The 24,570-nt window shown below is 70.7% G+C and carries 19 protein-coding genes; 15 read left to right on the top strand and 4 right to left on the bottom strand.

Annotation, left to right across the window (positions count from 1 at the left end):
• The first annotated feature begins 1 nt into the window (after window position 1).
• From ureE to H3H34_RS13530, 7 genes are all read left to right on the top strand, one after another.
• Window positions 2-556 carry an urease accessory protein UreE gene (gene ureE, locus H3H34_RS04445; RefSeq protein ID WP_194743993.1) on the top strand — a complete coding sequence of 185 codons (555 nt, stop codon included), beginning with the start codon at window positions 2-4 and terminating at the stop codon, window positions 554-556.
• Window positions 468-1,226 carry an urease accessory protein UreF gene (locus H3H34_RS04440; protein WP_235945268.1) on the top strand — a complete coding sequence of 253 codons (759 nt, stop codon included), beginning with the start codon at window positions 468-470 and terminating at the stop codon, window positions 1,224-1,226. The genes ureE and H3H34_RS04440 overlap by 89 nt, the downstream gene beginning before the upstream one ends.
• Entirely contained in the window at window positions 1,223-1,840 is a 618-nt protein-coding gene (gene ureG, locus H3H34_RS04435) for an urease accessory protein UreG (RefSeq protein WP_194743992.1), read from the top strand. The genes H3H34_RS04440 and ureG overlap by 4 nt, the downstream gene beginning before the upstream one ends.
• A gap of 1 nt (window position 1,841) precedes the next feature.
• On the top strand, window positions 1,842-5,165 hold the full coding sequence (locus H3H34_RS04430; RefSeq protein ID WP_194743991.1) for an ATP-binding protein: 3,324 nt from the start codon (window positions 1,842-1,844) through the stop codon (window positions 5,163-5,165).
• Window positions 5,162-6,082, top strand: coding sequence for a response regulator transcription factor (locus H3H34_RS04425; protein ID WP_194743990.1), 921 nt, complete (start codon window positions 5,162-5,164; stop codon window positions 6,080-6,082). The genes H3H34_RS04430 and H3H34_RS04425 overlap by 4 nt, the downstream gene beginning before the upstream one ends.
• A gap of 92 nt (window positions 6,083-6,174) precedes the next feature.
• Window positions 6,175-8,112 carry a TonB-dependent receptor gene (locus H3H34_RS04420; RefSeq protein ID WP_194743989.1) on the top strand — a complete coding sequence of 646 codons (1,938 nt, stop codon included), beginning with the start codon at window positions 6,175-6,177 and terminating at the stop codon, window positions 8,110-8,112.
• The gene (locus H3H34_RS13530) at window positions 8,109-8,744 is read left to right on the top strand and encodes a formylmethanofuran dehydrogenase subunit E family protein (protein WP_207790735.1); all 636 of its coding nucleotides are present in this window, start codon (window positions 8,109-8,111) and stop codon (window positions 8,742-8,744) included. The genes H3H34_RS04420 and H3H34_RS13530 overlap by 4 nt, the downstream gene beginning before the upstream one ends.
• On the opposite strand, the gene H3H34_RS04410 is transcribed toward H3H34_RS13530, so the two are convergent.
• Window positions 8,741-9,055 (bottom strand): UrcA family protein, encoded by a 315-nt coding sequence (locus H3H34_RS04410; RefSeq protein WP_194743988.1) that lies wholly within the window; start codon window positions 9,053-9,055, stop codon window positions 8,741-8,743. The genes H3H34_RS13530 and H3H34_RS04410 overlap by 4 nt on opposite strands.
• A 135-nt stretch (window positions 9,056-9,190) precedes the next feature.
• Here H3H34_RS04410 and H3H34_RS04405 point away from each other — a divergent pair, with 135 nt between their 5' ends.
• Window positions 9,191-11,671: a TonB-dependent receptor gene (locus H3H34_RS04405; protein ID WP_194743987.1), complete on the top strand. Its 2,481-nt coding sequence runs from the start codon at window positions 9,191-9,193 to the stop codon at window positions 11,669-11,671.
• Window positions 11,672-11,686: 15 nt separating this feature from the next.
• Here the strand turns inward: H3H34_RS04405 and H3H34_RS13970 are convergent, their stop codons facing one another.
• From H3H34_RS13970 to H3H34_RS13965, 3 genes are read right to left on the bottom strand one after another with little or no spacing between them, the layout of a single operon-like run.
• Window positions 11,687-13,258, bottom strand: a complete 1,572-nt coding sequence (locus tag H3H34_RS13970; RefSeq protein WP_194743986.1) for a tetratricopeptide repeat-containing sulfotransferase family protein — start codon at window positions 13,256-13,258, stop codon at window positions 11,687-11,689.
• Complete coding sequence (locus tag H3H34_RS13515; protein ID WP_235983258.1) at window positions 13,233-14,228, bottom strand: HupE/UreJ family protein; 996 nt, start codon at window positions 14,226-14,228, stop codon at window positions 13,233-13,235. The genes H3H34_RS13970 and H3H34_RS13515 overlap by 26 nt, the downstream gene beginning before the upstream one ends.
• Window positions 14,229-14,232: 4 nt before the next feature.
• Window positions 14,233-15,042: a peptidyl-prolyl cis-trans isomerase gene (locus H3H34_RS13965; protein WP_194743984.1), complete on the bottom strand. Its 810-nt coding sequence runs from the start codon at window positions 15,040-15,042 to the stop codon at window positions 14,233-14,235.
• 274 nt (window positions 15,043-15,316) lie between these two features.
• Here H3H34_RS13965 and urtA point away from each other — a divergent pair, with 274 nt between their 5' ends.
• From urtA to H3H34_RS04355, 7 genes are all read left to right on the top strand, one after another.
• Entirely contained in the window at window positions 15,317-16,585 is a 1,269-nt protein-coding gene (gene urtA / locus H3H34_RS04385) for an urea ABC transporter substrate-binding protein (protein ID WP_194743983.1), read from the top strand.
• A gap of 9 nt (window positions 16,586-16,594) precedes the next feature.
• A complete protein-coding gene (gene urtB / locus H3H34_RS04380) occupies window positions 16,595-17,500 on the top strand; it encodes an urea ABC transporter permease subunit UrtB (protein WP_194743982.1) in 906 nt (301 codons plus the stop codon).
• A 34-nt stretch (window positions 17,501-17,534) separates the two neighbouring features.
• Entirely contained in the window at window positions 17,535-18,542 is a 1,008-nt protein-coding gene (gene urtC / locus H3H34_RS04375) for an urea ABC transporter permease subunit UrtC (RefSeq protein WP_194744124.1), read from the top strand.
• Window positions 18,539-19,288, top strand: coding sequence for an ABC transporter ATP-binding protein (locus H3H34_RS04370; RefSeq protein ID WP_328831203.1), 750 nt, complete (start codon window positions 18,539-18,541; stop codon window positions 19,286-19,288). The genes urtC and H3H34_RS04370 overlap by 4 nt, the downstream gene beginning before the upstream one ends.
• Window positions 19,285-19,986 (top strand): ABC transporter ATP-binding protein, encoded by a 702-nt coding sequence (locus tag H3H34_RS04365; RefSeq protein WP_194743981.1) that lies wholly within the window; start codon window positions 19,285-19,287, stop codon window positions 19,984-19,986. The genes H3H34_RS04370 and H3H34_RS04365 overlap by 4 nt, the downstream gene beginning before the upstream one ends.
• A 228-nt stretch (window positions 19,987-20,214) precedes the next feature.
• Complete coding sequence (locus H3H34_RS04360; protein WP_194743980.1) at window positions 20,215-22,761, top strand: TonB-dependent receptor; 2,547 nt, start codon at window positions 20,215-20,217, stop codon at window positions 22,759-22,761.
• Window positions 22,758-24,551 carry a phosphodiester glycosidase family protein gene (locus H3H34_RS04355; protein WP_194743979.1) on the top strand — a complete coding sequence of 598 codons (1,794 nt, stop codon included), beginning with the start codon at window positions 22,758-22,760 and terminating at the stop codon, window positions 24,549-24,551. The genes H3H34_RS04360 and H3H34_RS04355 overlap by 4 nt, the downstream gene beginning before the upstream one ends.
• The last annotated feature ends 19 nt before the right edge of the window (window positions 24,552-24,570 follow it).

The following is a 24,570-nucleotide window of genomic DNA, read 5'->3' as shown; positions in this document are numbered from 1 at the left end:
CATGTGCGAGGCGACCGAAGGGCAGGGGGCGGAGACAGGACCGGTTCGCGTCGTTGCCGTCCGGCCGCCGGAAGAGGGCCCTGCCGACGATGTTCTCACCCTCGATTTCGACCGCCGCAGCCGTCGCCGCCACGCCTTCCGGACCGACGGCGGCACGGACATCCTGCTCGATCTGCCGCGGCCGCTTCCGCTGGTGGACGGCAGCCGTCTGGTCCTGGCCGACGGCCGCATGGTCGCCGTGCGGGCGGCCGCCGAGCCGCTGCTCGAGGTCCGCGCCGCCGATGCATGCGGTCTGGCGCGGCTCGCCTGGCACATCGGCAACCGCCACGTGCCGGCCGAGTTCCGCGCAGAGGCATTCCGGATCCATGCGGACCACGTGCTCGAGGAGATGCTTCGGGGCCTCGGCGCTCGTGTCGAGCGCCTGGTCGCACCGTTCCAGCCGGAGGGTGGGGCCTACTCGGGTGCCCATGCCCACCACGGCCATGCCCACCACGGCCATGCGCACCACGGCCATGGGCAGCACGGCCACGGCCGCCACGATGCCGCCGATGACTGACGGCGCGCTTCACCTGCTGCTGGCTTGGGCGTCGCCAGCGCTGCCGATCGGCGCGTTTGGCTACAGCCAGGGCCTCGAGGCGGCGGTGGCAGACGGCTCGGTCAGGGACCGCGCGGGCGTTCGCGCCTTCGTGGCGGCGGTGGTCATGCATGGCGGCGGCTTCGTCGATGCGGTGCTGTTCGCTGCGGCGCATCGGGCAGTTGCCGACCCTGCCCGGCTCTCCGACCTCAACATGCTCGCGCTCGCCTTCCGCGCGACGGCCGAGACGCGGCAGGAGAATGCCCAGCAGGGGAGGGCGCTCCTCGGCATCCTGCTCGCCGCCTATCCCCGCCCGGCAATCCGGGCCTTCGCCGAGGCGCAGGCCGGCGCGCCGGTCGCGCTGGCCGTGGTGGCCGGGCTTGCCGCGGCTGCCCATGGCGTGCCGCTTGGCCCGGCGCTCCAGGCCTTCCTGCATGCGCTAGCCGCCAACCTCGTCTCGGCAGGCGTCCGTCTCGTGCCACTCGGGCAGACCGAGGGCCAGCAGGCCCTCGTCGACCTGTTCCCCTGCCTCTCCCGGGCGGGCGCACGGGCCCTCGCGACGGCGCCGGAAGACCTTGGCATCAGCAGCATCCGCATCGAGGAATGGAGCATGCACCACGAAACCCTTTATTCGCGGCTGTTCCGCTCATGACCGGCAGTCCCTTGAGGGTCGGGATCGGCGGCCCGGTCGGCTCCGGCAAGACGGCGCTCACCGACTGGCTGTGCAAGCGCATGCGCGAGCGCTGGGCAATCGCCGCGATCACCAACGACATTTACACCCGCGAGGATGCGGAGTTCCTGGTGCGCTCGGGCGCGCTCGTGCCCGAGCGGATCATGGGCGTGGAGACCGGGGGGTGCCCCCACACGGCGATCCGCGAGGACGCCAGCATCAACCTCGCCGCCGTCGCGGAGATGAACGCCCGGTTCCCCGATCTCGAGCTCATCCTCGTCGAGAGCGGCGGGGACAACCTGGCCGCCACCTTCAGCCCCGAGCTTGCCGACCTCACGATCTACGTCATCGACGTGGCCGCTGGCGACAAGATCCCCCGGAAAGGGGGGCCGGGCATCACCCGCTCCGATCTCCTCGTCATCAACAAGATCGATCTTGCCCCGCTGGTGGGCGCGAGCCTCGAGGTGATGGATCGCGACGCCCGTCGGATGCGGGGTGACCGCCCGTTCCTCTTCACCAACCTCAAGACGGGCCAGGGGGTGGCAGAGATCGTCGATTTCGTGGTGACGAAGGGCGGGCTGCCCCGGCGCGACTGAGATGGACGCCCCCGTCGTCGGCCCTTCGGGCGTGCGGCGCGAACGGCGCCGCTACAATGCGTGGGTCAACCGCGACACGCTGGAAGACTATGCCCTGCGCTACACGGCCAGTGCGGCCCGTCGCTACGCGCCAGGGCGCGTGGCCGGGACGGCCATCGGCAGCACGGCGTTCCTCGCGAACGAGGCACTCGGCGCGGCCATCGCGCTTGCCTTCGGCTTCGGCAATGCCCTTCTCGCGATTGCCGCGGCAGCCGCTATCTTCATGGCAACCGGCCTGCCGATCGCCCGGGCCGGCGCCCGCCACGGCGTCGACATCGATCTGCTGACTCGCGGCGCCGGGTTCGGCTACCTCGGATCCACCGTCACCTCGCTCGTCTACGCCACCTTCACCTTCCTCCTGTTCGCGCTCGAGGCGAGCATCCTGGCGGCCGCCCTCTCCACCGCGACCGGCCTTTCGCTGCCGCTCGCCTCGCTCCTCTCGGGGCTCGTCGTCATTCCCATCGTCGCCTACGGCATGCGGGCCATTTCCGGGTTCCATGCCGTGACCCAGCCGCTCTGGCTCGTGTTGCAGTTGGCCCCCGTGCTCTGGCTCGCGCTCCACGGCCCGTCGCTTGCGGCGTGGAAGGCATGGACCGGGCTGGGGGAGGAGACGGCACCGAGCCTCGTCGGGTTCGGCCTCTCGCTCTCCATCCTCCTCTCGCTCCTGCCGCAGATCGGCGAGCAGGTGGACTATCTGCGCTTCCTCCCGCCCGTCGAGCGCATCGGGCGGCGGCGCTGGTGGGCGGCGATGCTTGCCGGAGGGCCCGGGTGGGCGCTCATCGCGGCGATGAAGCAGCTGCTCGGCGCCCTGCTGGCGCTGCTGCTCGTCGGCTCGGGCAGCCCGCCTTCCCAGGCGACCGAGCCGATGGCCATGTACAGCCACGTGTTCCGCGCGCTCGCCGGGCCGGAGCTCGCGGTGCCGCTGGCCCTCCTGACGGTGCTCGTCTGCCAGATGAAGATCAACGTGACGAACGCCTATGCCGGGTCCATCGCCTGGTCGAACGTGTTCGCCCGGCTCACCCACAACCACCCGGGCCGGGTGGTCTGGCTGGTGTTCAACGTGGCGCTCGCCCTGCTCGTCATGCAGCTTGGCATCCTCCAAGCGGTTGGCGACGTGCTTGCCCTCTTCGCCATCGTCGCGGCCGGATGGGTAGGTGCGCTCACCGGCGATCTTGCCCTCGCCCGGCCCCTCGGCCTTGCGCCCCGGTCGCTCGAGTTCCGCCGGGGCCATCTTCACGACCTGAATCCGGTCGGGCTCGGCGCCATGGCGCTTGCGATCCTCCTGGGCGCCGGGGCGCGGGCAGGCCTTGGAGGCGCGCTGGTCCAGGCCTTCGCGCCGCTCCTTGCGCTTGGGGCGGCGATCCTGCTTGCCCCGGCACTGGCGTGGGTCACGCGCGGGCGCTGGTACCTTGCGCGGGAGGAGTGGCGGCCTGCGGCGACAGGCGGCGGCGGGGCGAATCTGGTGACCTGCGCCCTGTGCAGCGGCGCCTACGAGGAGCCTGACACGCTGCGCTGCCCGTTCCACGGCGGCTCCATCTGCTCACTCTGCTGCACGCTGGAGCAGCGCTGCGCGGATTCCTGCCGGCCCGGCGCGCGCGCCGGGGACCAGATCCGGACGTGGCTGGCCACCATCATGCCTGCCGCCGTGGTCGCGCGGATCGACGGTCTCGTGGCCCGGTTCCTCCTGCTCCTCTGCACGATCCTGGGCCTGGTTGCGGGCCTTCTTGCACTTGCCGGGCTGCTCCACCCCTCGGCGCATGACGCCTTCACCACGGCCTTCCTCCTCTTCGCCATCCCGGCCGGGCTTGTTGCCTGGTTCGCTGTGCTCAGCCACGACGGCCACCGGAAGGCGCGCGAGGACACCGCCCACCACATCGACCGGCTGGTCGAGGAGATTGCCGCCCACGGCGAAACCCTGAAGGCGCTGGAGCGGGCGCGCGAGGCAGCCGAAGCCGCAAATCTCGCCAAGAGTCGCTACCTCATGAGTCTGAGCCACGAGGCACGGTCCCCGCTCAATGCGGTGATGGGCTATGCGCAGCTCCTCGAGCAGCGCCTCGAGGTGGAACCGGTCGAGGCCGCCAGGGTGATCCGGAACGGCGCCGAGCATCTCGTCAACCTGTTCGATGGCCTGCTCGACATCTCGCGGATCGAGGGCGGCGTGATCCGGCTCGCGCCCCAGCCCTTCGATCTTGCGCGGCTGGTCGCGCAGGTCGCCGACATGTTCCGCGTCCAGGCCGAGGCCAAGGGCCTCGCCTTCGTCTTTGCCGTGGAGTCCCCGCCGCCGCCGCTGGTGCGCGGAGACGACCGTCGGCTCCGCCAGATCCTGATCAACCTCTTGTCCAACGCGCTCAAGTTCACGCGCGAGGGGAGCGTCCGGTTCCATGTGGGCTGGCGTGGCGAGATCGCGATCTTCCGCGTGATCGATACCGGTCCCGGCGTCCGTCCGGAGGACCGGGAACGCATCTTCCGGCCGTTCGAGCGCGGTTCGGATCCTGCGGTGCGCCGCCAGCAGGGAACGGGGCTTGGCCTTGCCATCTCGGCTGCCCTCGTCACCATCATGGGCGGTGAGCTGGCCGTGGAGGACACGCCAGGCGGCGGCGCGACCTTCGTCCTTCGCCTCATGCTTCCCATGGTGGCGGGCGCGGCCTGCCAGAGCAGGGTTGCTGAACCTGCCCCTGCGGCCGAAGCCCGGCCGCTCAGGATCCTTGCCGTGGACGATGACTCCGCCCAGCGCCGCCTTCTCGAGACGGTGCTCGCCGCACTCGGGCACGAGGTGACGACGGCCTCCGACGTCCAGAGCGCGAAGGCGCATCTCGGCACGCCATTCGATGCTGCGCTTCTCGACATCCAGCTACCCGACGGCTCGGGGTGGGAGGTTGCCGAGGCTCTGCGCGCGGCGAACGGCAGGCGCATGCGGCTCATCATCGTCTCTGGCGTTCACCCCGAGTCCGACCCGCGTGCCGCCTCGGGGCTTGCCGATGCATTCGTGACCAAGCCGGTCGCGTTCGACCTGCTGCGGGCGCTTCTCTCGGGCGCCCCGGAGGCAAGGAACAGCGTTCAGGGGCCGCGGCGGCCGCCTGCCATGGGCGAAGACCTTGCCGCGCATCTCGAGAGCCTCGACCGGCTGGCCCGCATGGGCCATGTGCGCGCGCTCGCCGACGGGATTGCCGAGCTCGCCCGCCGCCATCCGGAGGCGGGCCTCCTTGCCGAGCAGCTGCGCGGCCACCTTGACCGGTTCGACATGCAGGCGATCCGGCAAGCGCTGCTTGCGGAGCAGCGGGCATGACCGCCACCCCCGAGGCCGCCCCGGCCACGATCCTGCTCGTCGATGACGCCATCGACACGCTGCGCATGCTGACGGCTGCGCTTGAGGCGGATGGCATGACAGTGCTCGTGGCCACCGACGGTGCCTCGGCCCTCGCGGTGACGGAGCATGCCCGGCCCGACCTCATTCTCATGGACGCCGTGATGCCCGGGCTCGACGGCTTCGAGACGACGCGGCGCCTGAAGCGCAACCCGGCGCGCGCGACGATCCCTGTCATCTTCCTGACCGGCCTCGAGGACGGTGCGCACGCGGCCGACGCCCTTGCGGCTGGCGGGGTCGACTATGTCCGCAAGCCGGTGCATCTCGACGAGCTGCGCGCGCGGATCCGGGTGCATCTGGCCAACGCGCGCTCCGTGGCCTCGGCCCGCGACGCGCTCGATATCGCCGGGCGGCACCTCGTGGCCCTGGGGCCAGAAGGGCGGCTGCTGTGGCTCACGCGGGAGGCGGGGCGGCTGCTTGCTGCTATCGATCCGTCTTGGGACTCGGGCCAACCTGGACTTCCGCCTGCAGTTGCGGATGCCGCTGCGCGCCTGCTTGCGGGCGACGATCGGGCGACCGTGCGCCTGGCGCATGACGGCGGCAGCCTGGAGCTCTCCCGCCTGTCCGCACCCTCCTCGGGGCGCGAGCTTCTCGTGCGCCTCGTAGCCGCAAGCGAGGCCGGCGCGGTCGCCACACTCCAGGCCCGCCACAGCCTGACGCAGCGGGAAGCGCAGGTGCTGCTGTGGATCAGCTACGGCAAGCCCAACCGGGTCATCAGCGAGATCCTGGGCATCTCGCCGCGAACGGTCAACAAGCACCTCGAGCAGATCTTCGAGAAGCTGGGGGTCGAGACCCGCGCGGCAGCCGCCGCCATCGCCGTGCGCACGCTCGGCGGTTGAACGGGCGCTGCCTCGCTGGGCCTGACGCCAGCCTGTCAAGGGGATGCGTGACGGATGGCAGCAGGCAAGCATGCCATGCTCATCCGCGTGTCATGCATCGCACAGCGCCATCGATCCGGCTTGTCCGCAGCCTCGTCGGTGCGGGCATCGCTCTCGTCTCGCCGCAGCCGGTCTCGGCGGGCCCGCAGTCTTCGGCCACCCAGGAGCCGGAGCGGGGCGAGGAGATCCTGGTGACCGCGCCGCGGCCGATCCTCGCCGATCAGCCCATCGACGGCCATGCCGCAACCATCGCGGTGGTCGGTCGCGCGCAGATGGATGCGCTCAATGCCATCGACCTCCCGTCCGCGCTTCGGCGAACGCCGGGAGTGGTCATCTCGCGCTACAATCCGGTCGGCGCCTTCGGCGGCGCCGACGGCGGGGGCGTGTTCATCCGCGGACGCGGTCAGAGCCGCCCCGGGGCCGATCTCCGGACCTTCTTCGATGGCGCGCCGGTCTACATGGGGGTCTTCAATCACCCGCTCATGGACATCCTTCCCATCCAGGCGGCGGGCGAGATCCGGGTCCGCAAGGGGCCGCAGCCGCACCGCTTCGGCAACGGCGTGGCCGCAGTCGAGATCGTGCCGGAGGACGAGGCCATGCCCGGCATCGCGACCCGACTGCTCGCCGCCGGCGGCGCCTTCGCGACGGCGCGCACCGAACTCCTGAACCGCGGGCGCGAGGGCCCGTTCGACTGGCTGGTGGGCGGTGCCTTCGTCCGTTCCCGGGGGCACCGGCCGGATGCCGAGGGCAGGCTCGCGAACGGACTCGTGCGCGGGCGCTGGATGGCTCCGGGGGGGCTCGAGGCTCGTCTCACGTGGATGCGCGCCGAAAGCTTCGCGCTGGACCCCGGCCCCGAAGGCCGTCCGGACCTGAGGAACGGGCGCTACGAGAGCGGCGTCGACCTTCTCTCCGGCGCGGTGTCACGCCGCGGGGAGCATGTCGGCGTCGATGTGATGGGGTATCGCACGGTCGGCCGCGGGCACTGGCTGCGACAGGCAGGGACGACGGGCGACACCCTCACCGACTGGCGCGGGTCGGGCCTGCGTGCGCGGCTCGAGGTCACGCCTGCGCCGACGACAAGCCTCGAGGCCGGGTTCGACTACGAGAGGATTCGCGGAGAGACGAGGTTCCGCCCCATCGGTCGCCCGGGCACGGATTTCGTCTCGCCCACCTTCGCGATCGGCATGCCGTGGGCCGCGGTCAGCCAGACGGTCGAGGCCGCAGAGCTGCGCCTGACGCCCTCGGCCGGGATCCGTGGCCACATCCATTCCGACTTTCCTTCTTCCGCTGCTCCCTTCTTCGGCCTCGTGGCCGCGCACGGCCCCTTGTCCGCGCGCGTCAACTGGGCGCGCGGGGTCAGCTACCCTGGCCTCGATGTCGTGGTGTTCGCAACCGCCGTCGTGCCCGGGCTGGGCCAGAGCTGGCGTGATCTGCGGCCGGAACGTGTCGATCACCTGGAACTGGGGTTCAGGTACGAGACGCCCACCGTGCGCCTTGACCTCGCCTGGTTCGACGACCGCGGGCGTGACCGCTACGTCTTCGTGCCGCCGCCGCCGCCGCCGCCCCGCTACGTGAACCGCGGGGGCGTACGGATCTCCGGGCTGGAGGCCAGCGCCAGCGTCGGGCTCGGCGCCGACTGGTCGGTCTTCGCTGGCCTCACCCATCTGCGGCCGGAGCCCGAGACCGTGCCCTACGCGCCGCGCGTGGCGCTGAGCGCCGGGCTGACCGGTCGCGCAGGGCCGTGGACGCTCGCGATCGACCTTCAGCACCAGGGGCGCCAGCGCGTGCTGGCGCAGAGCCGGGCGTTCGGAGCGGTGAACGCCGTGATGACTGACGGCTTCACCCTCGTCTCCGGGCGGGCCGGTCGTGCCTTCGGTCCGTTCGAGCTGTTCGTCGCTGTCGAGAACCTGACCGACACCCGCTATGCCTATCGTCCTGGCTACCCGATGCCTGGCATCAACGCCCAGGCGGGCATGGTGGTCCGCCTGTGACGCCCGCGCGCCTTGGCGCGTGGGCGCGCGCCCTCCGCAGCGTGGCGGTCGGAGGGTTTCTCGCGCTCGCCCAACCAGGCAGCGCAGCGGAGCCTGACGTCCCTTCGCTCCCGGTTCCGGCCTCCTCCCTCCGATCGGCACCGGTCGTTGCCCATTCTCCCGAGACCTGGATCGCCCATGGCGCGCAGGTGCATGGCGGGTTCGGCGTCCTGATTGCGGTCGGGATCCGGATCGGTCTGGATGCGCTCGAGCGTCTCGGTGTCGCCCGGCGCGAGCTGGACGTGACCTACTTCGCCGGCCCGGGCGCGCCGTGCCCCTGCGTTGTCGACGGCATTCTGGTGGCCACCTCCGCAAGCCCTGGGCAGGGCAGTCTGCGCGTTGGCGCTCGGCCGGCAGGACTCGGCTGGCACGGCGAAGCCCTGATCAGGCGACGCCGCGATGGCGCCGGCCTGCGCTACTGCATCAAGGAGACCGGCGTGGCCGAACTCGAACCGGCCCAGCGGTCAGGCGACGCGATGATCCGGTGGCAGGCAGTCATGACCATGCCCCTCGACCGGCTCGTCCATGTGGTCGAGGCGCAGCAGCCATGTGGTCCCGCCGAGGGGCCGCCCGCGACGGGTCGCCAGCCCTAATTCCCGGAAGGACCCGCAAGCGCCGCAACGGCGACCGGCAGTGCCCCGCGTGCACGGGCAACCGCGGCTGCACGGCATTCGGCGGCCTGGCGTTCGAGCGCCAGGTGGACATGCTGGACCCGGTCGCCGCAGACCGCATCGGCTGCCCGCGCCAGACGGCTTTCGAGACGGGCCTGGCCGGCGGCCGTGCCAAGATCAAGGTCATCCACGCGGACGACCATGCGCTCGGCGCCGACGAGGGGGTTCGCTGCTGCCGGCAAGGCAAGCGCTCCGGCGACGACCAGCGCCGCCATGACGATGTTCGTGTGCATGCTTCGGTCCTTCTGCTCGGCCACGCTCCTTGGCTGGCGGGCCTGATGCTGCGCTACCACGCGCCGGCGGGCCTGCCAAGCGCTACGTCAAACACCCCATGCCGTCCTGGTGCAGTGCAGCACTAGCTTGCCGCCATGCAGAACAGCGCAAAAATCCACGGCTTCGGCAGCGGCATTTCCCGGCAACTTGGTCCTCGCGGCGCGCGTGCGCTGCTTCTCGGCACCGCAGCCATCGTTTTTCCCTTGGATTCGGTCGAGGCGCAGGTGGCATCTGCCGCCGCCACCGCGGCCGACGAGGGGCTCATCATCGTGACGGGCACGCGGCGCGAGGTCTCGCTCCAGGACGCCCCGATCAACATCTCGGCCGTCGGCAGCGAGACGCTTGCGCGGCAGCGGATTGACGACATTCGCGACCTCATGGGCTTCGTGAACGGGGTGACCATCCTCGACACCGGCCCACGCAGCACGGGTCGAATCGTGCTCAGGGGTCTTTCGGCCGATGGCACCGGGATCTTCGGCAACAACGTCGACAATGGCGTTGCCATCTACCTCGGCGAGATCCCCCTCTACCAGGACTTCAAGTTCATCGACATGGACCGGGTGGAGGTGCTGCTCGGGCCGCAGGGGACGCTGTATGGCGTTGGCACCCTGGCCGGCGCGATCCGCTACATGCCGCGCCGGCCCGACCCGGTGAACGTGTCTGGCGAAGCCTATGCCCGCGGCACCGCGCAGGCGGAAAGCGATGATCTCGGCTACCAGGGCTGGGTCGCCGTCAACACGCCCATCATCCAGGACCATGTCGCGCTTCGGCTGGTTGCGGGATACTTCTTCGAGCCTGGCTTCATCGACTATCCGGTGGTGCTCAAGGTCCCCGGCGTCTCGCTGCCGCAGCCGGCACCTCTGTCGCTCGGCACGCCAGAGCAGCGCGCGGCCAACTTCAATTCGTTCAAGGACGTCAACTTCGAGCGCACCTTCTCCGCGCGGGCAACGGCCCTCTTCCAGTCGTCGGAGCGGTTCCAGCTCTACGTGACCTATGCGTATCAGCGCACGACGACCGACGGTTTCCAGGCGAACAGCGCCGGGGTGCTCGGCACCGGACGGTTCGAGCGGGCCGCCCGCTACCTCGAGCCGCAGGAGCGCGAGACCCATCTTATCGGCTTCGAGATCAACGCCGAGCTCGGGGACATCGCCAAGCTCGTGTCCTCGACCGGGTTGACGCGCCAGCGGCTGGTCGGCCTCAACGATAACACCGACCTCCTTCTCGACCTCGACTACGACTACGAGCTGTTTCCGGGCTTCTCGTCCTACGCCGATCCGCGCACCCGCTACCGTCAGATCAACCAGGAGGTCCGCCTGGTCTCGGCGCATGGTGGGCCCATCAGCTGGACCGCCGGCTTCTTCTTCAACCGCTTCATCTGGAACAACCGGCGCGACGAATATGTGCCCGGCTACACGCGGTGGCTGGGCGTGACCTTCCGTCCGGACGACCTCGAGTACATCTCGTTCGTCAACACAAGGACCCGGGAACTTGCGCTCTTCGGCGAGGCAACGTGGCAGGTCACGCCGAAGTGGCAGGTGACGGGCGGCATCAGGTGGTTCGAGTACAACGCGTTCGCAACCGGAGGCACCGACCTTCCGCTGCTCCCCGGCGGCCGCCGGCGCACGCCCTATCCGCTGATCCAGTTCGACCCAAGCCGCATCCGCTCGGGCAGCACCGATGACAACGGCGTGGTCTGGAAGGCGAACACCTCCTACCGCTTCAGCGACGACCTGCTCGCCTACTTCACCTATTCGACCGGCTATCGCATCGGCGGCGTGAACCGCGTGCCCCCGTGCGTTCTGCCCATCGACACCTCGGTGCAGAACATCTGCGCGCTGCCCGACGAGCTCGTGTTCGGGCCTGACGAGACGAAGAACAAGGAACTCGGCATCCGCTACCAGCTCTTCGACCGGCGGCTGACGGGCTCGCTCGCGCTTTACCACATCAACTGGGACGGCGTGCAGATCTCCAGCCGCACGCAGTTCGGGGCGCTCGGCATCATCCGGAACGGGGCGGAAGCGGTCTCGAAGGGCCTCGAGTTCCAGGCAAGCGCGGCCCCGACCGATCGTCTAAGGATCGACGCGAGCTACAGTCTGACCGACGCGCGCCTCACGGCGGATGCGCCGGGGATCATCGTCATCAACCCGGCCGACCTCAACGGGGACGGGATCCTCGAAACCCGGGTTGACGGCAAGACCGGCGACCGTCTCCCTGGTTCCGCGAAGCACATTGCCGCGGTTGGCGCCACCTACACGACGCCTCTGCCGAACGGGGATGATCTCACGTTCAACTGGACGGCGACCTATCGCGGCAACATCCTGACCCGGGTGGGGGCGCGCGGGTTCGGCGAGAAGATCCCGGACTTCTGGGTCCATCGGGGCGCGCTCACCTACGCCGTGACCGACTCCCTGAGCTTCGGTCTGTGGGCAGACAACATCCTCAACAAGTATGCGGTGACGTCCGTCGGCCAGACGACCCAACAGATCGGCGTCAACGACGGGGTGGTGCTGCGCTACTACTCGAAGTCCGTTCTGCGTCCGCGGTCCTACGGTCTCGAGGCCAGATTCCAGTTCTGAAGCCCGCCGCGGGCGTCACACGGGAACGCCGGCAGCGACGAGAATCTTCCGAGCTGGCTCGAGTTCGGCTTCGACCTTGCGCCACTGGCCGATTGCGCTCCGGAAGAAGGGCTGCCGGACCTGCTGCGCGCTCGGGGTTGCCACCGGCGAGGCATTCTCGTGGAAGGCAAGGCAGCTGTCTGCCCACGGCAGGCGGCAGTGGGCGAGGATTCGCGCAACTTCGGCTTCGGGCGCGGTCACGAGCGCCTCGTAGGAAATCTCCAGGATCCGCCCGGGGAAGCACGTCTTCCAGAAGCCCATGAGCCGGTCGAACAGCAGCCAGTAGCGCGCCGTGTCCTCGAGGTCGTAGCTCCAGCCGTAGAAGGGCGAACCGGTCGCAAAGAGGTGCCGGTAGTTGCTCCAGATGCTGTCCATGGGGTTGCGCCGCAGGCACAGGATGCTGGCCTTCGGCAGCGCGCGCGCGATCCAGCCGATGTAGAGGAAGTTGAGCGGAAGCTTGTCGACGAAGCGGGGGGCCTGGCCGACGCGCGTCGCCCGCGCGCGGGCCAGATAGGCCTGGCCCAGTTCCTGTGGGGAGACCGAAGCAGAGGCCAGCACCGTCTCCGGGTCGATCACGTGGCGCGAGCGCGTGCCGGCGAGCCGCTTGAGCGAGACCGGCATGGCCTGGAGCTCGCCCGCGGAGATAACGTCGGGATGGGCGGCGAGGATCCGGTCGACGAGGGTGGTGCCGGTCCGCGGCAGGCCGGTGACGAAGATCGGGGCATCGGGCAGGCTGCTCGTGCCCGGGAAGAAGTCGGGACGCTCGAACGCGCGGCGGATCACGAACGCCAGCCGCTCGTCACGCTCCACGTCGAAGCCCATGCGCGCCCGATGCTCGTCATTGACGGTGCGGAGCCATCGGAACGCCTCGGCGTCGCGCCCCAGGCCCTGCAGCAGGCGGGCGAGGGCATGGCCCAGCCGCAGCCGTTCGAGCGGGTCGCGGGCGGAGGCGAGGGCCGCCTCGAGGGGGGGGAGGTCATCCTCCCGGGCTTCGCCGAGGGCGGTGATCCCGAGCCAGGCGCGACCGTCCCCCGGGGCGAGGGCGAGGACGGCCTCGTAGGCCCGGCGTGCTTCGGCAACCCGGCCGAAGAAGCTCAGGGAGGCGGCAAGGTTGAAGTGGAACTCCGGCACCCGCGGCGCGCGCCGGACCGCTTCCTCGAAAAGGGGGAGGGCGGCCTCATGATCCCCAAGCCGGGCAAGCACGCATCCAAGCGTGTCGAGTGCCATGGCAGGGGCGCTTCGGGTCTCGAGCCGGCAGGCGCGGCGGGCCTCCGCCTCTGCTGCGGGCTCCTCGCGCAGCATGAGAAGAACGCGTGCATGCTGCGCGGCAATCTCGAGGTCGTGCGGTTCAAGGCATGCCGAAGCCGCCAGAAGATCGCGCGCCGCCGCAACCCGGCCGCCTTCGACGAAGGCCATGGCGAGCAGGAAGCGCGCCTCGGCGTCCGACGGGTCGCTGGCAACGGCGGCGGCCGCGCGCCGCGCGCAGCGGTCGAGGTCTCCGGCGGCGAGCGCGGCTCTTATCTCAGGCCAGCGCGAAGCCCGCGACACGCTCCGCCATCCACCAGGCGCCGAGCAGACCGACCGCCACGAGGGACGCCGTGCGGAGGGCCGGCGCCACGGCCAGACCCCGCAGCAAAGGTGCAAGAAGGGCCACTGCGGCGACGAACGCAAGCTGCCCCAGCTCGACGCCAATGTTGAAGGCGGCAAGCGCGACGAGCCGTTCCTGAGGGAGGATGCCGAGCTCGCCGAGGGCCGAGGCGAACCCCAGGCCGTGCAGGAGCCCGAAGGCAGCGACGATGACCATCTGGCGCCGGTGGCGCGACGCGTCGGGCGCCGTGCCGCCCAGCAGGAGGGCCTCGCGGGCCATGATCATGATCGAGAGGGCGATCGCGGCCTCGACCGGCGGGACGGGCACGGAAATGAGCTCGAGGAAGGCGGCCACGAGCGTCACCGAATGGCCAAGGGTGAAGGCGGTGACCAGCCAGAGGAGCTGCCGCCCGCGGGCGAGCAGGCACAGGATGAAGACGAAGGCCAGGTGATCCCAGCCGAGCCAGATGTGCAGCATGCCCTGCCACAGGAACGCGCGGAAAAGCTCGGCGGCGCCGCGCGGGGCCGCCACCAGCTCGCCGACCGGCAGCACCATGGCGCCGTCGCTCGCCGTCAGCACCCGCTCGAACCGGCCGGATGGGCCGATGGTCACGAAGCGCGCGCCGTCGATCCCCCAGTTGCCGGTGATGATGGCCCCGGCATCGAGCGGCTCGGCGCAGCTGATCCGGTAGTCGAGCGCGAGGCGGCCGGCCTCGCGCCTCGTGCTCGTGGTCTCCGTGTGGCACGTGTCGGGGAGACCGAGCTGTTCCGGTGCCGCCACGCTTTCGGGCAGCTCGGCGGAGAGCCAGTAACGGCCGTCGCCGCGCTCGTCGACCAGCAGGAAGCTGCCGTGGAGGAACCCGTCCGCCCGAGCCGTCCCGGGCACGAGGGCCGACAGGGCGATGAACAGGAGAGCCAGGGCCCGCAGCATGACGTCAGCGCGCATCGCGCACCCCGTGCACCCTTGCAAGCTTTTCCACCTCCGCATCGACCGCACGCTGCGCTTCCTCGGCGAGCAGATCAAGGAGCACCTGCTCGCGGACGTCAGGATAGGCCAGGCGCGACGGAGGGACGCTCTCGAAGCGGCGCACGAAGTGCGTGCCGCGCGGCGAGGAGACCGGCCCGACCCACTCGCCCTGCGGTGCGGTCGCCAGGATGCGCAGGAAGTCGGGACCGAACATGCCGAGGATCATGCTCTCGCCATAGGGCGGAAAGCGCCGACCCATCCAGAAATCGTCCCCAGTGACGGTCTCGCCCGCGCGCAGTCGTGCAAGGACCACGGCAGGCTCGGCCGGTGGCCGTGCGAAGAACACGTGCTCGAAGGCGATGCGCGGCTCGGAGCGATAGCGCGCAATGTTGGCGGCATAGTGGGCGACGAGTTCCTCCTCGGACGGATCCCGCGGAATCCCGCCAATCTCGAAGCGCATCCGGTCGACGAGCCTGCGGCGCACGGCCCCGTCGGTCAGGTGGTAGCCGCGCGCGACGGCCTCGCGGAACAGGAGTTCGTCGGCCACGTGGTCGCGGACGAGACGGGCGCGCTCCTCGGCCGTGGGGGCGCGGCCCGAGAGCGCCTGGCGCTCCTCGGCAAGGGCCGCTTCGAGCTCGGCGGTGATGACGACCGGGTCGCGGTCCGCAAGCGTGGCGTGGGCGGCGAAGAGCAGGGTTGCGAGCAGCAGGAAGAGAACGAAGGGATCGCGCACAAGGGCAGCGAGGCGCCGCGCCAAGCCGCCGGCAGCAGCAGCCACGCCCTCGCTCCCGGCCGACGATTGCTGCACCTCTGGGGTTGCGCGCGACGCCATCTGACACCGTCTCCCTGCCCCCCGCGCCTGCCGTCTGCGGATCGCGGATGGTGGTCCGCGCGCCGACGGGGAGCCCCGTCCCGCCAGGCGGCTGCCTGTCTCTACGCCAGCCTGCTGGAGGGCCGCTACGTCAAATGACGCATGTGCCTTTCTGGCTGCCCCTCCCTACGCGGGTTCTTCCCGGAAACGAGACGAAACGAGACGTGGACGGAGGTCGCCCATGAGGTTCGTGGCAGAAGGGTCCGCCCGGGGTCCGAAGGCGTGGCGAAGGCTGGCGGCGGGTCTTGCCGCGCTTGCCGCGCTTGCGCTTGCCGGCTGCGGCGAGCGGACGGCCAAGGATGCGGCTGGCGCGACCGGCCCCGATGACGGCGCGACGGTTGCCGTCGGCGTCCTTCATTCGCTCTCCGGCACCATGGCGATCAGCGAGATCGCCGTGCGTGACGCGACCCTCCTTGCGATCGACGAGATCAATGCTGCGGGCGGGGTTCTCGGCCGCAAGATTCGGCCCGTGGTGGAGGATGGCGCCTCGGATCCCGCGATCTTCGCCCAGAAGGCCGCCAAGCTCATCGAGCAGGATCAGGTGCGGACCGTCTTCGGCGGCTGGACGTCGGCCAGCCGCAAGGCGATGCTGCCGGTGTTCGAGCGCACCGGCAATCTGCTCTGGTACCCCGTCCAGTTCGAGGGGAACGAGTGCTCGCGCAACATCATGTATTCGGGCGCGCAGCCCAACCAGCAGATCCTGCCCGCGCTGGCCTGGGCAAGGGAACAGGGCCACCGGCGCTTCTTTCTCGTCGGCTCCGACTATGTGTTTCCGCGCACGGCGAACCTCATCCTGCGGCGCCACATCGAGGCAGCCGGGCTCGAGGTGGTGGGCGAGGCCTATGTTCCGCTCGGCGGCACGGACTTTTCGGGAGTCGTGAGCCGGATCCGGGCGTCGGGGGCGGACATCGTCTTCAATACGGTGAACGGCGACAGCAACGTGGCGCTGTTCAAGCAGCTGTCAGGCGCCGGTCTGCCGCCGACGAAGCTGCCCGTCATGTCCTTCTCCATTGCCGAGCAGGAAGCCCAGGCCATGGGACCGGCCGTCGCTGCGGGGAGCTACGCGGCGTGGAACTACTTCCAGAGCCTTGACACCCCTGAGAATGCCGCCTTCATCAAGGCCTATCGCGCGCGTCACGGCGAGAAGGCGACCCTTTCCGACCCCATGGCCCACGGCTACCTGAACGTGTGGGCGTGGAAGGCGGCGGTCGAGGCCGCAGGCAGCTTCGAGCCCGATGTCGTGCGCAAGGCCGCCGTCGGAATCGAGAGCATCAGCAGCCCTCTGGGCACGGTCCGCTTCGCTGCCAACCAGAGCCTCGTCCAGCCCGCGCATGTCGGCAGGCTCCGGCAGGATGGCCAGTTCGAGATCCTCTGGTCGTCGCCCGGCCCCATCATGCCCGAGCCGTTCGACCCGCTCGCCTTTCCCGGGCAGAGCTGCAACCCGGGCTGAGCGCCGCACGTGGACGCCCTCATCGGAGCGCAGCTGTTCAACGGCCTTTCGGTCGCGTCCATCAACCTGATGGCCGCGCTCGGGCTCGCGCTTGTCTTCGGCCTCATGCGCGTCATCAACATGGCCCATGGCGAGTTCCTGATGCTCGGCGGCTACCTCGCCTTCCTTTCGACCTCGCTCCTCGGGCCAGCCGCCGGGGTTCTCGTGTCCCTGCTCGTTGCCTCCGTCGGCGCAGCCGTAGCCGGGGCGATCGTGCATCTGCTCGTGGTTCGCCATCTCCTGGCGCGCCCGCTTGACACGCTGCTTGCGACATGGGGGCTGGCCCTCATCCTCCAGCAGCTCGCCCGCGACCTGTTCGGGCCGATCGGCGTGGAGGTGGCCCTGCCGGCCTGGCTTTCGGGAACGGCAGGCGAGAGCCTCGCCGCCGACGGGGATGGGCTGGCGCTGCCGGCAAGCCGACTGTTCATCCTGGCAGCCGCCGCAGCCGTGCTCGGAGTCCTCCACCTTGCCCTGCGGCACACGCGGCTCGGGCTTGCCATTCGCGCCGTCAGCCAGGACCGCATGATGGCGGCAGCGCTCGGGATCGACGTCCGACGCGTGGAGCTTGCCGTCTTCGCGCTCGGGGCGGGGCTTGCCGGCCTCGGCGGCGTGCTTCTCGCCCTGCTCGGTCCGGTCACGCCGACCGTCGGACAGGCCTATGTGGTGCCTGCCTTTCTCGTCGTCATCCTGGGCGGCATCGGCAGCCTCGGTGGCACGGCGGCAGCGGCGCTCCTACTCGGCCTCGTCTCGGCGCTTGCCCAGGTCGTCGTGGATGTCGCCATCGCCCAGCTCGTGATGCTCCTCTTCGTCATCCTGTTCCTGCAGCTGCGGCCGGAGGGTCTGGTCGTCACGCGGAGCCGGGCACTCGATGCGTGAGCCGGCGCGGCTTTTCGTGCCCGAACACGGGGGGATGCCGCGCGCGGCCATCCTCGTCGGGGCCGGTGCGCTTGCCCTCATGCCCGCCGTCCTCGGCCCCTATGACCTCGCACTCCTGGGGCGTTTCCTGTCGCTCGCGATCGCCGCGCTCGGCCTGGTGCTCCTCTGGGGCCATGGCGGCCTTCTCAGCCTGGGGCAGGGGCTGTTCTTCGGCCTCGGGGGCTATGCGCTCGCCATGCACCTGAAGCTCGCGGGAACCGACGGCGCGGCCTTGCCGGACTTCATGGTCTGGAGCGGTCTTGAACGTCTCCCATGGTGGTGGCGGCCGTTCGAAAGCCCGGTCTTTGCGCTTGCGGCCGTGGTGGTGCTTCCGGCGCTCGTCGCGCTCCTGCTCGGCTGGTCGCTTCTGCGCCGCCGAGTGACCGGACCCTATTTCGCCATCCTCACGCAGGCGCTCGCGCTCGCCTTCGTGACGCTGATCATCGGCCGGCAGGCCGTAACCGGCGGGTTCAACGGCCTCACCGACTTCCGCACCTTCCTCGGCGTCGACCTCCCCACGCGCGAGGCGCGTACGGCCCTGCACTTCGTCACAGTCCTCCTCCTGCTGGCGGCTTGGCTGGCCGTCCGCCACGCACTTCAGTCCCGCTACGGCCTTGCGCTGCGCGCGCTGCGGGACGGCGAGAACCGCATGCGCTTCCTCGGCTACGACCCCCTGCCGTGGCGTCTCGCCGCCTTCGTCGCGGCGGCCGTGCTGGCCGGCGTGGGCGGCGCGCTCCACACGCTCCATGCCGGCGTCATCTCGCCGGCGCAGGCGGGGATCATCTTCTCGATCGAACTCGTGGTGCTGGTGGCCGTCGGCGGGCGGCTGTCGCCCACCGGGGCCATCGCCGGCGCCCTTCTCGTCAACTTCGCCCGCGACCGGATCTCGAGCGCCTTTCCCGACCTCTGGCTCTACGTCCTTGGCGGCCTCTTCATCCTGAGCGTCCTCGTCCTGCCCGAGGGGCTGGCCGGCCTCGGCCAGCGGCTGCGGCGCCGGCCGTGAGTCCGCTCGAGCCTCTCCTCGCGGTCGACGGCCTCGTCGTCTCCTACGCAGGCTTCCGTGCCATCGACGGCTTCAGCATGACGCTCGGCCCCGGCGAGACCCGAGTCCTCATCGGCCCCAATGGTGCCGGCAAGTCGACGCTCTGCGACGCCATCATCGGCCGTGTGCGGCCGACCGAAGGCCGGATCCTCTGGAAGGGCAGGGATATCGTCCGCCTTGATGAGGCCGGGCGCGTGGCGCTCGGCATCTGCCGCAAGTTCCAGGCGCCTGGCGTGCTTGCCGGGCTCACGGTTGCGGAGAACATCGGGCTTGCCGCCTGCCGCACCCGGAGCTGGTGGAAGGCGCTGCGTTCCCGCCGGCCGACCGACCGGCCCCAGATTGTGGACGAGGTGCTCGAGATGATCGGGCTCGAGCTCCAGCGCGACGTGCCGGCAGGCGCCCTCTCGCACGGCGAGAAGCAGTGGCTCGAGATCGGGATGGTGGTGGCAACCGGCGGCGAGCTTCTCCTCCTTGACGAACCGACTGCGGGCATGGGCCCTCAGGAAACGCGTCGCACTGCCGAGCTCCTGCGCTTCCTTGGCCGGGAGCGCGCCATCCTCGTCATCGACCACGACATGGCGTTCGTCGAGCAGCTCGACTGCCCCGTCACGGTCATGCACCAGGGCCGCTTCCTCGCCCAGGGCACGCTCGCCCAGATGCGGGCGGATCCGGCTGTGGCCGAGGTCTATCTCGGGCAGGCCGCATGAGCGGCGCGGGCCTCGAGGTCGTCGATCTGCGCGCAGCGCGTGGCGAGACGGACGTGCTGCACGGCGTCTCTTTTGCCGTGCCGCCGGGCGGTGCCGTGGCCATCGTCGGCCGCAACGGGGCGGGCAAGTCCACGCTCATCGGCGCGATTGCCGGCAGCTGCCCCATCGTGGCAGGCCGAGTGTGGCTGGGGGACACCGACATCACGGCACTCGGCTCCCATCGCCGGGCCCGCCTTGGCATTGGTCTCGTTCCCCAGGGGCGGCATGTCTTCCCGCATCTGACCGTCAGGGAGAATCTCGAGACCGGGCGCTTCGCGGGCCGGGCGGGGCTCGGGCCGAAGGATGTGTTCGGCCTGTTCCCTCGCCTCGAAGCGATCGCCGGCCGCAAGGCGGGCCTTCTCTCCGGCGGCGAGCAGCAGCAGCTGGCGATCGGCCGGGCGCTCATGGGCAACCCCTCCGTCCTCCTCCTCGACGAGCCGACCGAGGGCATCCAGCCGAGCATCGTGGCCGAGATCGGGGCTGCCCTCGGCAGGATCAGGGCCGAACTCGGAGTCACGCTGGTGGTGGTGGAGCAGGTGATCGCGTTCGCCTGGCGCCTCTGCGAGGAGTTCGTTGCGCTCGAGAGCGGCCGTCAGGCGATGGCTGGCCGGACGGACCCGGAAACCAGCGAACAGGCGCTTTCCGTGCTCCGCATCTGACGGCGCGCGCGGTCTGCCCGGTGCGTCTGCGGTGGCGGCCTGCCCGGCAGCGGCAGCGCAGCTTCTGCCGCTGCTCTCTGGCTACGGCGTTTCAGGCCGAGGCGATGGCCCGGCGGTTCCGGCCGGCGGGCTGAAGCGGCCGCCTGTCACGGAATAGTCAGCGCGTGGAAAGCAAAGCGTCACGCCCGCGTCCTATCGGCCCCCCGCAACGCTCGAACGGGGGCCCGCATGTCCGCACGTCTTCCCATCCTGTCCGCTGCCTCGCTTGTCGCCACGGCGCTTCCGGCGGGGGCGCAGCCAGCCGCCCGCCCGGCCGATGCTGCGGTCGAGGCCGCCGAGATCGTCGTCACCGGCTTCCGCGCCCAGAACGAGCGCGCGATCGACGCCAAGCGCCGCTCCGAAATCGTCGCCGAGTTCCTGAAGTCCGACGACATCGGCCAGCAGCCGGACTACAACATCGCCGACAGCTTCCGGCGGCTTCCGGGGGTGCAGACCGTCTTCGACGAGGACGAGGGCCGCTATGTCTCGATCCGGGGCCTCAACCCGAGCTTCACCATCGGCAGCTTCGATGGCGCGACCATGGCGACCGCCGAGCGCGGCAACCGCCAGCTCAACATGGAGGCGATTCCCTCGACGGCGGTCGCGGGCCTCGAGGTGCTGAAGTCCCGCACGCCGGACATGGAAGGCAATGCCATCGGCGGCAGCGTGAATCTCGTCAGCCGCTCCGCCTTCGACCGGCCGGGCCTTTTCGTCATCGGTAACGTCTTCATCGGCGTTTCCGACAGCCAGGCGGTGCCCGGCAAGGGCTTCGGCCGGCGGAGCGACGATGGCCCCAACGTCCGCTTCGACGGGACGCTCACCACCCGCTTCGGCCGCGACGACTTGTTCGGCCTGGCGCTCTCGGGCAGCTTCAGCCGCAAGCGGCGCGACCAGGAGCGGCTGCTGCCGCAGGCCGTGCCGCCCGCGACCGGCCCGACGCCCGCGCCGCCGCTCGGCACCACCAACCTGCTCTGGTCCACCTACCCCAATTCGGTGGACCGCTACGGCGGAACCGCGAAGCTCGAGGCCCGTCCTTCGCCCGAGCTCGCGCTCGAGGCGAGCTACACCTACTTCAGCCAGGATGACAACGAGCTCCGGCATTCGCAGCAGCTTCTCAACACCTCGGGCGGAAGCTTCGTCCGGTTCAACGACTTCCCCATCCGCAAGCCGCTCCACGTCGCCCAGGCCCGGATGTCCTGGGAGAGCGAGAGCCGGCACCGCGTTGCCGGGCGCCTCTCCTATTCGCGGGCATCGTTCCTCGAGCCCTCGAACGAGGTGGCCTTCAACCTCCTCGCACCGGCCGCCACCTTCGACCTTGCGCTCGTGGGCGGCGTGCCCATCGCGTCGAACATCACGCCGCGCTTCGACGACCCGGCCCAGTACCGCTTCACCCAGTATCGCCCCTACAAGGACGACTCGACCGACGAGGTCCTGGAAGGGCAGCTCGACTGGAGCTGGAACACCGGCGGCAGCGACGAGGGCTTCGGGCTCGGGGCCGGGCTCAAGTATCGCGACACGACGCGCGACAACGCACGCACCCAGGAGTTCTACAACCCGGCGACGGGAACCAACCTCCTCCTCTCGCAGTTCCTCCTGACCGACCGCTACCGGCCCATCTTCGGCAACTTCCGCCAGCTCTTCGTGGACTTCGACGGCTTCCTTGCCTTCTTCCGCGCCAACCCGGGTCTGTTCCGCTTCGACCCGGTCGCGAGCGACCGCCAGAGCATCGGCGGCGACTGGGTCTTCAAGGAAGAGGTGACGGCGGCCTACGGGCTCGTGCGGCACCGGGGCCCGCGGCACGCGATCATCGCCGGGCTTCGCTTCGAGGACACGGCGACCCGCTCCTCAGGCTTCACCCGCCGCACCGTCGCCGGGCGGGACGAATTCACGCCCTTCACCCGCCGCTCGGGCTATGACGATCTCCTGCCCTCGGTGACCGGCTTCTTCGACGTGACCGACCGGTTCCGGGTGCGCGCGGCCTTCTTCCAGGCCGTGGGCCGGCCCAACCCGAACCAGGTTGCCGGGCCAGAACTCCTCAATGCCGACGGTTCCATCAGCCGTTCCAACCCCGACCTCAGGCGCCGCCGGGGAGGCAGCTACGAGGCGAGCCTCGAATATTACCTCCCCGAGAGCCGCGGCCTTCTTGCCGCCGCCGTCTTCCACAAGAAGATCCGGGACGAGATCTTCACCTTCACTGCCCCCGAGGTGATCGATGGCGCCACCGTCAGCGTCAACCAGCCGCGCAACGCCGAGGACGCGAAGGTCACCGGCGTCGAGCTCAACGCCATCGTGAACCGGCTCTGGTTCCTCCCCGGTTTCCTTGCCGACTTCGGCGCGCAGGGGAACCTGACGGTGCTCGACGGCAGCATCACCATCCGCGACACGGTCAACCGCCGCCGGCTCGACCAGCTGCCCGGCCAGGCGGACTTTCTTGCGAATGCCGCGATCTTCTACGAGTCCGGCCCGGTCCAGGCCCGGGTGAGCTACGCCCACATCGGCGCCTACAAGACCGCGGTGAACGCCTCGAACCCGGCGGCCGACCGGACCGAGGCGCCGTTCGACCAGGTGGATGCGCAGGCGCGCATCCGCGTCTCGCCGCGGATCGAGGTGATCGGCGAGATCCGCAACCTCACCAACGCAGAGCGGCTGAACCTGACCGGCCCCAACCAGGACATCGCCCGCGACATCAACCGGTTCGGACGCCAGTTCTGGATCGGCGCCGCGTTCGGGCTGTGAGCGTCACCCGGCTCTGCCTCGGCGCGGTCGCGCTTGGCCTTGGCGCCGCGCCGCTCGCGGCGAGCGGCGGCGGCACCGTCTCGGGGCCGGTCGGCGCCGAGGCCTGCGTCGGTGCGACCATGCCCTGCGCCATCGCGCCCGGCGTCACCTACCGCCTGTTTCGCCGGGCGCAGCCCCGGCCGATGGCCATCCACGTGGCCGAGGTCGACCTCGGGGCTCCGGGACTTGCCGTGCGCGTCACGCCCGCCGACCGCTCGGGCGGGATGGAGTATCGGGCGAAGACGGTCAGCCGCTACCTCCTCGAGAGCGGGTCGGTGCTGGCCGTCAACGCAAGCTACTTCCTGCCCTTCGTCGGCGGATCGCCCGGCGGCTCGGATTTCGTGCCCCAGCCGGGCCAGGCGGCGGATGCGTCGGGCGCGGTGCGTGCGGGAGGCGCCGAGGTCTCGCCTCCGGACGAGGTTGATGCGCGGGTCGACTCGATGGCGTGCTTCGCGCCCGGCCGCGCGGCGATCGTGGCGGGCCAGGCCTGCCCGCCCGACTTCCCCGAGGGAGTGGCCGCCGGCCCCCGCCTGCTCGCCGGCGGGCAGGCGGTGCCCCGGCCGGTGCTGGGGCGCGACGGCAGGTTCCACGGCGCCACCCGCCTCGCCGAGCCGCCGCGGGAGCCGCCGGCGCCCGGCGCCGGGCCGCGCACCGCGCTCGGGCTCTCGGCCGATGGCCGGCGGCTGTGGCTGGTGGTGGTCGATGGCCGCCAGCCCGGCTGGAGCGAGGGCGCGAGCCACGACGATCTCGTGGCGCTCTTCCGGGAGCTCGGCGCGGCCGAGGCCATGAGCCTCGACGGCGGCGGCTCGGCGGCCATGGTGGCGCGCGGGCCGGGCGGGCCGGTGGCACTGGGGCGGCCCATCCACACCGGCGTGCCGGGGCGCGAGCGGCCGGTCGCCAACCACATCGGGGTCTTCGTGAGCCCGCCTCCGGCATCCTCCGACCCGGCGCCTCCTGCAGCGGAGCGCGCCGTGCCGCGCCTTTCCGCCACGCTCGAACGGGTCTATGCCGCAGCCGAGGCCCGCCAGGGCGTCGCCGTCGACCGCGACCACTTCTACGCTGTCGTCAATAGCGCCATCGGCAAGTATCGCCGCAGCGACGGCGGGCTCGTCGCCCGCTGGGCCGGCCCGCGCGGGGGCCTCGTCCGGCATCTCAACAGCTGCACCGTCACCGGCGCGGAGCTGGTGTGCGCCAACTCCAACCACCCCGAGGTGCCCATGGGAAGCTCGGTCGAGTGGTTCTCGGCGGCGACGCTTGCCCACCTGCGGAGCCATTCGCTGGGGCTCATGGAGGAGGGCTCGCTCACCTTCGCCGAGCCGTTCGGCGCGGGCTGGCTTCTCGGCTTCGCCCACTACTCGGATGCGACCGGCGTGCCCCTCAGGTCCTCGGACTACGGCGCGATCGTCACGACCGATGCCGCCTTCCGCCGGACCGGCGGCTGGCTCATTCCGCGCGCCGTGCGGGCGCGGATGGCGCCGCAGGCGGCCTCGGGAGGTGCCATCGGGCCCGACGGGCTCCTCTACCTCTTCGGCCACTCCAGGCCCGAGCTCTACGTGCTGGCCCGCCCCGTCGCCGGGCCCGAGCTTGTCCACGTGGCGACGATCGACATCGATGCCGCGGGCCAGGCCTTCGCCTTCGCGCCCGGGGAGGGCCGGCGGATCTTCGCCATCGACCGGCCGACCGCCACCGTCCGAGTGTTCGCGCTGCCCGAGGTGGGGCCGCTGCCGGAGGGGGTGGCGCGCTTCCGCTAGCGTTGCCGACGCCGGGGCC

Origin of the sequence: Thermaurantiacus tibetensis (assembly GCF_015354055.1) — a bacterium.
GTDB lineage: Bacteria > Pseudomonadota > Alphaproteobacteria > Sphingomonadales > Sphingomonadaceae > Thermaurantiacus > Thermaurantiacus tibetensis.
The sequence above is the reverse complement of the archived record's forward strand: the minus strand, read 5'-3'. Positions and strand labels throughout refer to the sequence as shown.

What these genes read in the sequence shown, in the direction of transcription:
- ureE (WP_194743993.1), top strand. Translation starts at nt 2, where the DNA reads ATGTGCGAGGCGACCGAAGGGCAGGGGGCGGAGACAGGACCGGTTCGC.
- H3H34_RS04440 (WP_235945268.1), top strand. Translation starts at nt 468, where the DNA reads ATGCCCACCACGGCCATGCCCACCACGGCCATGCGCACCACGGCCATG.
- ureG (WP_194743992.1), top strand. Translation starts at nt 1,223, where the DNA reads ATGACCGGCAGTCCCTTGAGGGTCGGGATCGGCGGCCCGGTCGGCTCC.
- H3H34_RS04430 (WP_194743991.1), top strand. Translation starts at nt 1,842, where the DNA reads ATGGACGCCCCCGTCGTCGGCCCTTCGGGCGTGCGGCGCGAACGGCGC.
- H3H34_RS04425 (WP_194743990.1), top strand. Translation starts at nt 5,162, where the DNA reads ATGACCGCCACCCCCGAGGCCGCCCCGGCCACGATCCTGCTCGTCGAT.
- H3H34_RS04420 (WP_194743989.1), top strand. Translation starts at nt 6,175, where the DNA reads ATGCATCGCACAGCGCCATCGATCCGGCTTGTCCGCAGCCTCGTCGGT.
- H3H34_RS04410 (WP_194743988.1), bottom strand. Translation starts at nt 9,055, where the DNA reads ATGCACACGAACATCGTCATGGCGGCGCTGGTCGTCGCCGGAGCGCTT.
- H3H34_RS04405 (WP_194743987.1), top strand. Translation starts at nt 9,191, where the DNA reads ATGCAGAACAGCGCAAAAATCCACGGCTTCGGCAGCGGCATTTCCCGG.
- H3H34_RS13515 (WP_235983258.1), bottom strand. Translation starts at nt 14,228, where the DNA reads ATGCTGCGGGCCCTGGCTCTCCTGTTCATCGCCCTGTCGGCCCTCGTG.
- urtA (WP_194743983.1), top strand. Translation starts at nt 15,317, where the DNA reads ATGAGGTTCGTGGCAGAAGGGTCCGCCCGGGGTCCGAAGGCGTGGCGA.
- urtC (WP_194744124.1), top strand. Translation starts at nt 17,535, where the DNA reads ATGCCGCGCGCGGCCATCCTCGTCGGGGCCGGTGCGCTTGCCCTCATG.
- H3H34_RS04365 (WP_194743981.1), top strand. Translation starts at nt 19,285, where the DNA reads ATGAGCGGCGCGGGCCTCGAGGTCGTCGATCTGCGCGCAGCGCGTGGC.
- H3H34_RS04360 (WP_194743980.1), top strand. Translation starts at nt 20,215, where the DNA reads ATGTCCGCACGTCTTCCCATCCTGTCCGCTGCCTCGCTTGTCGCCACG.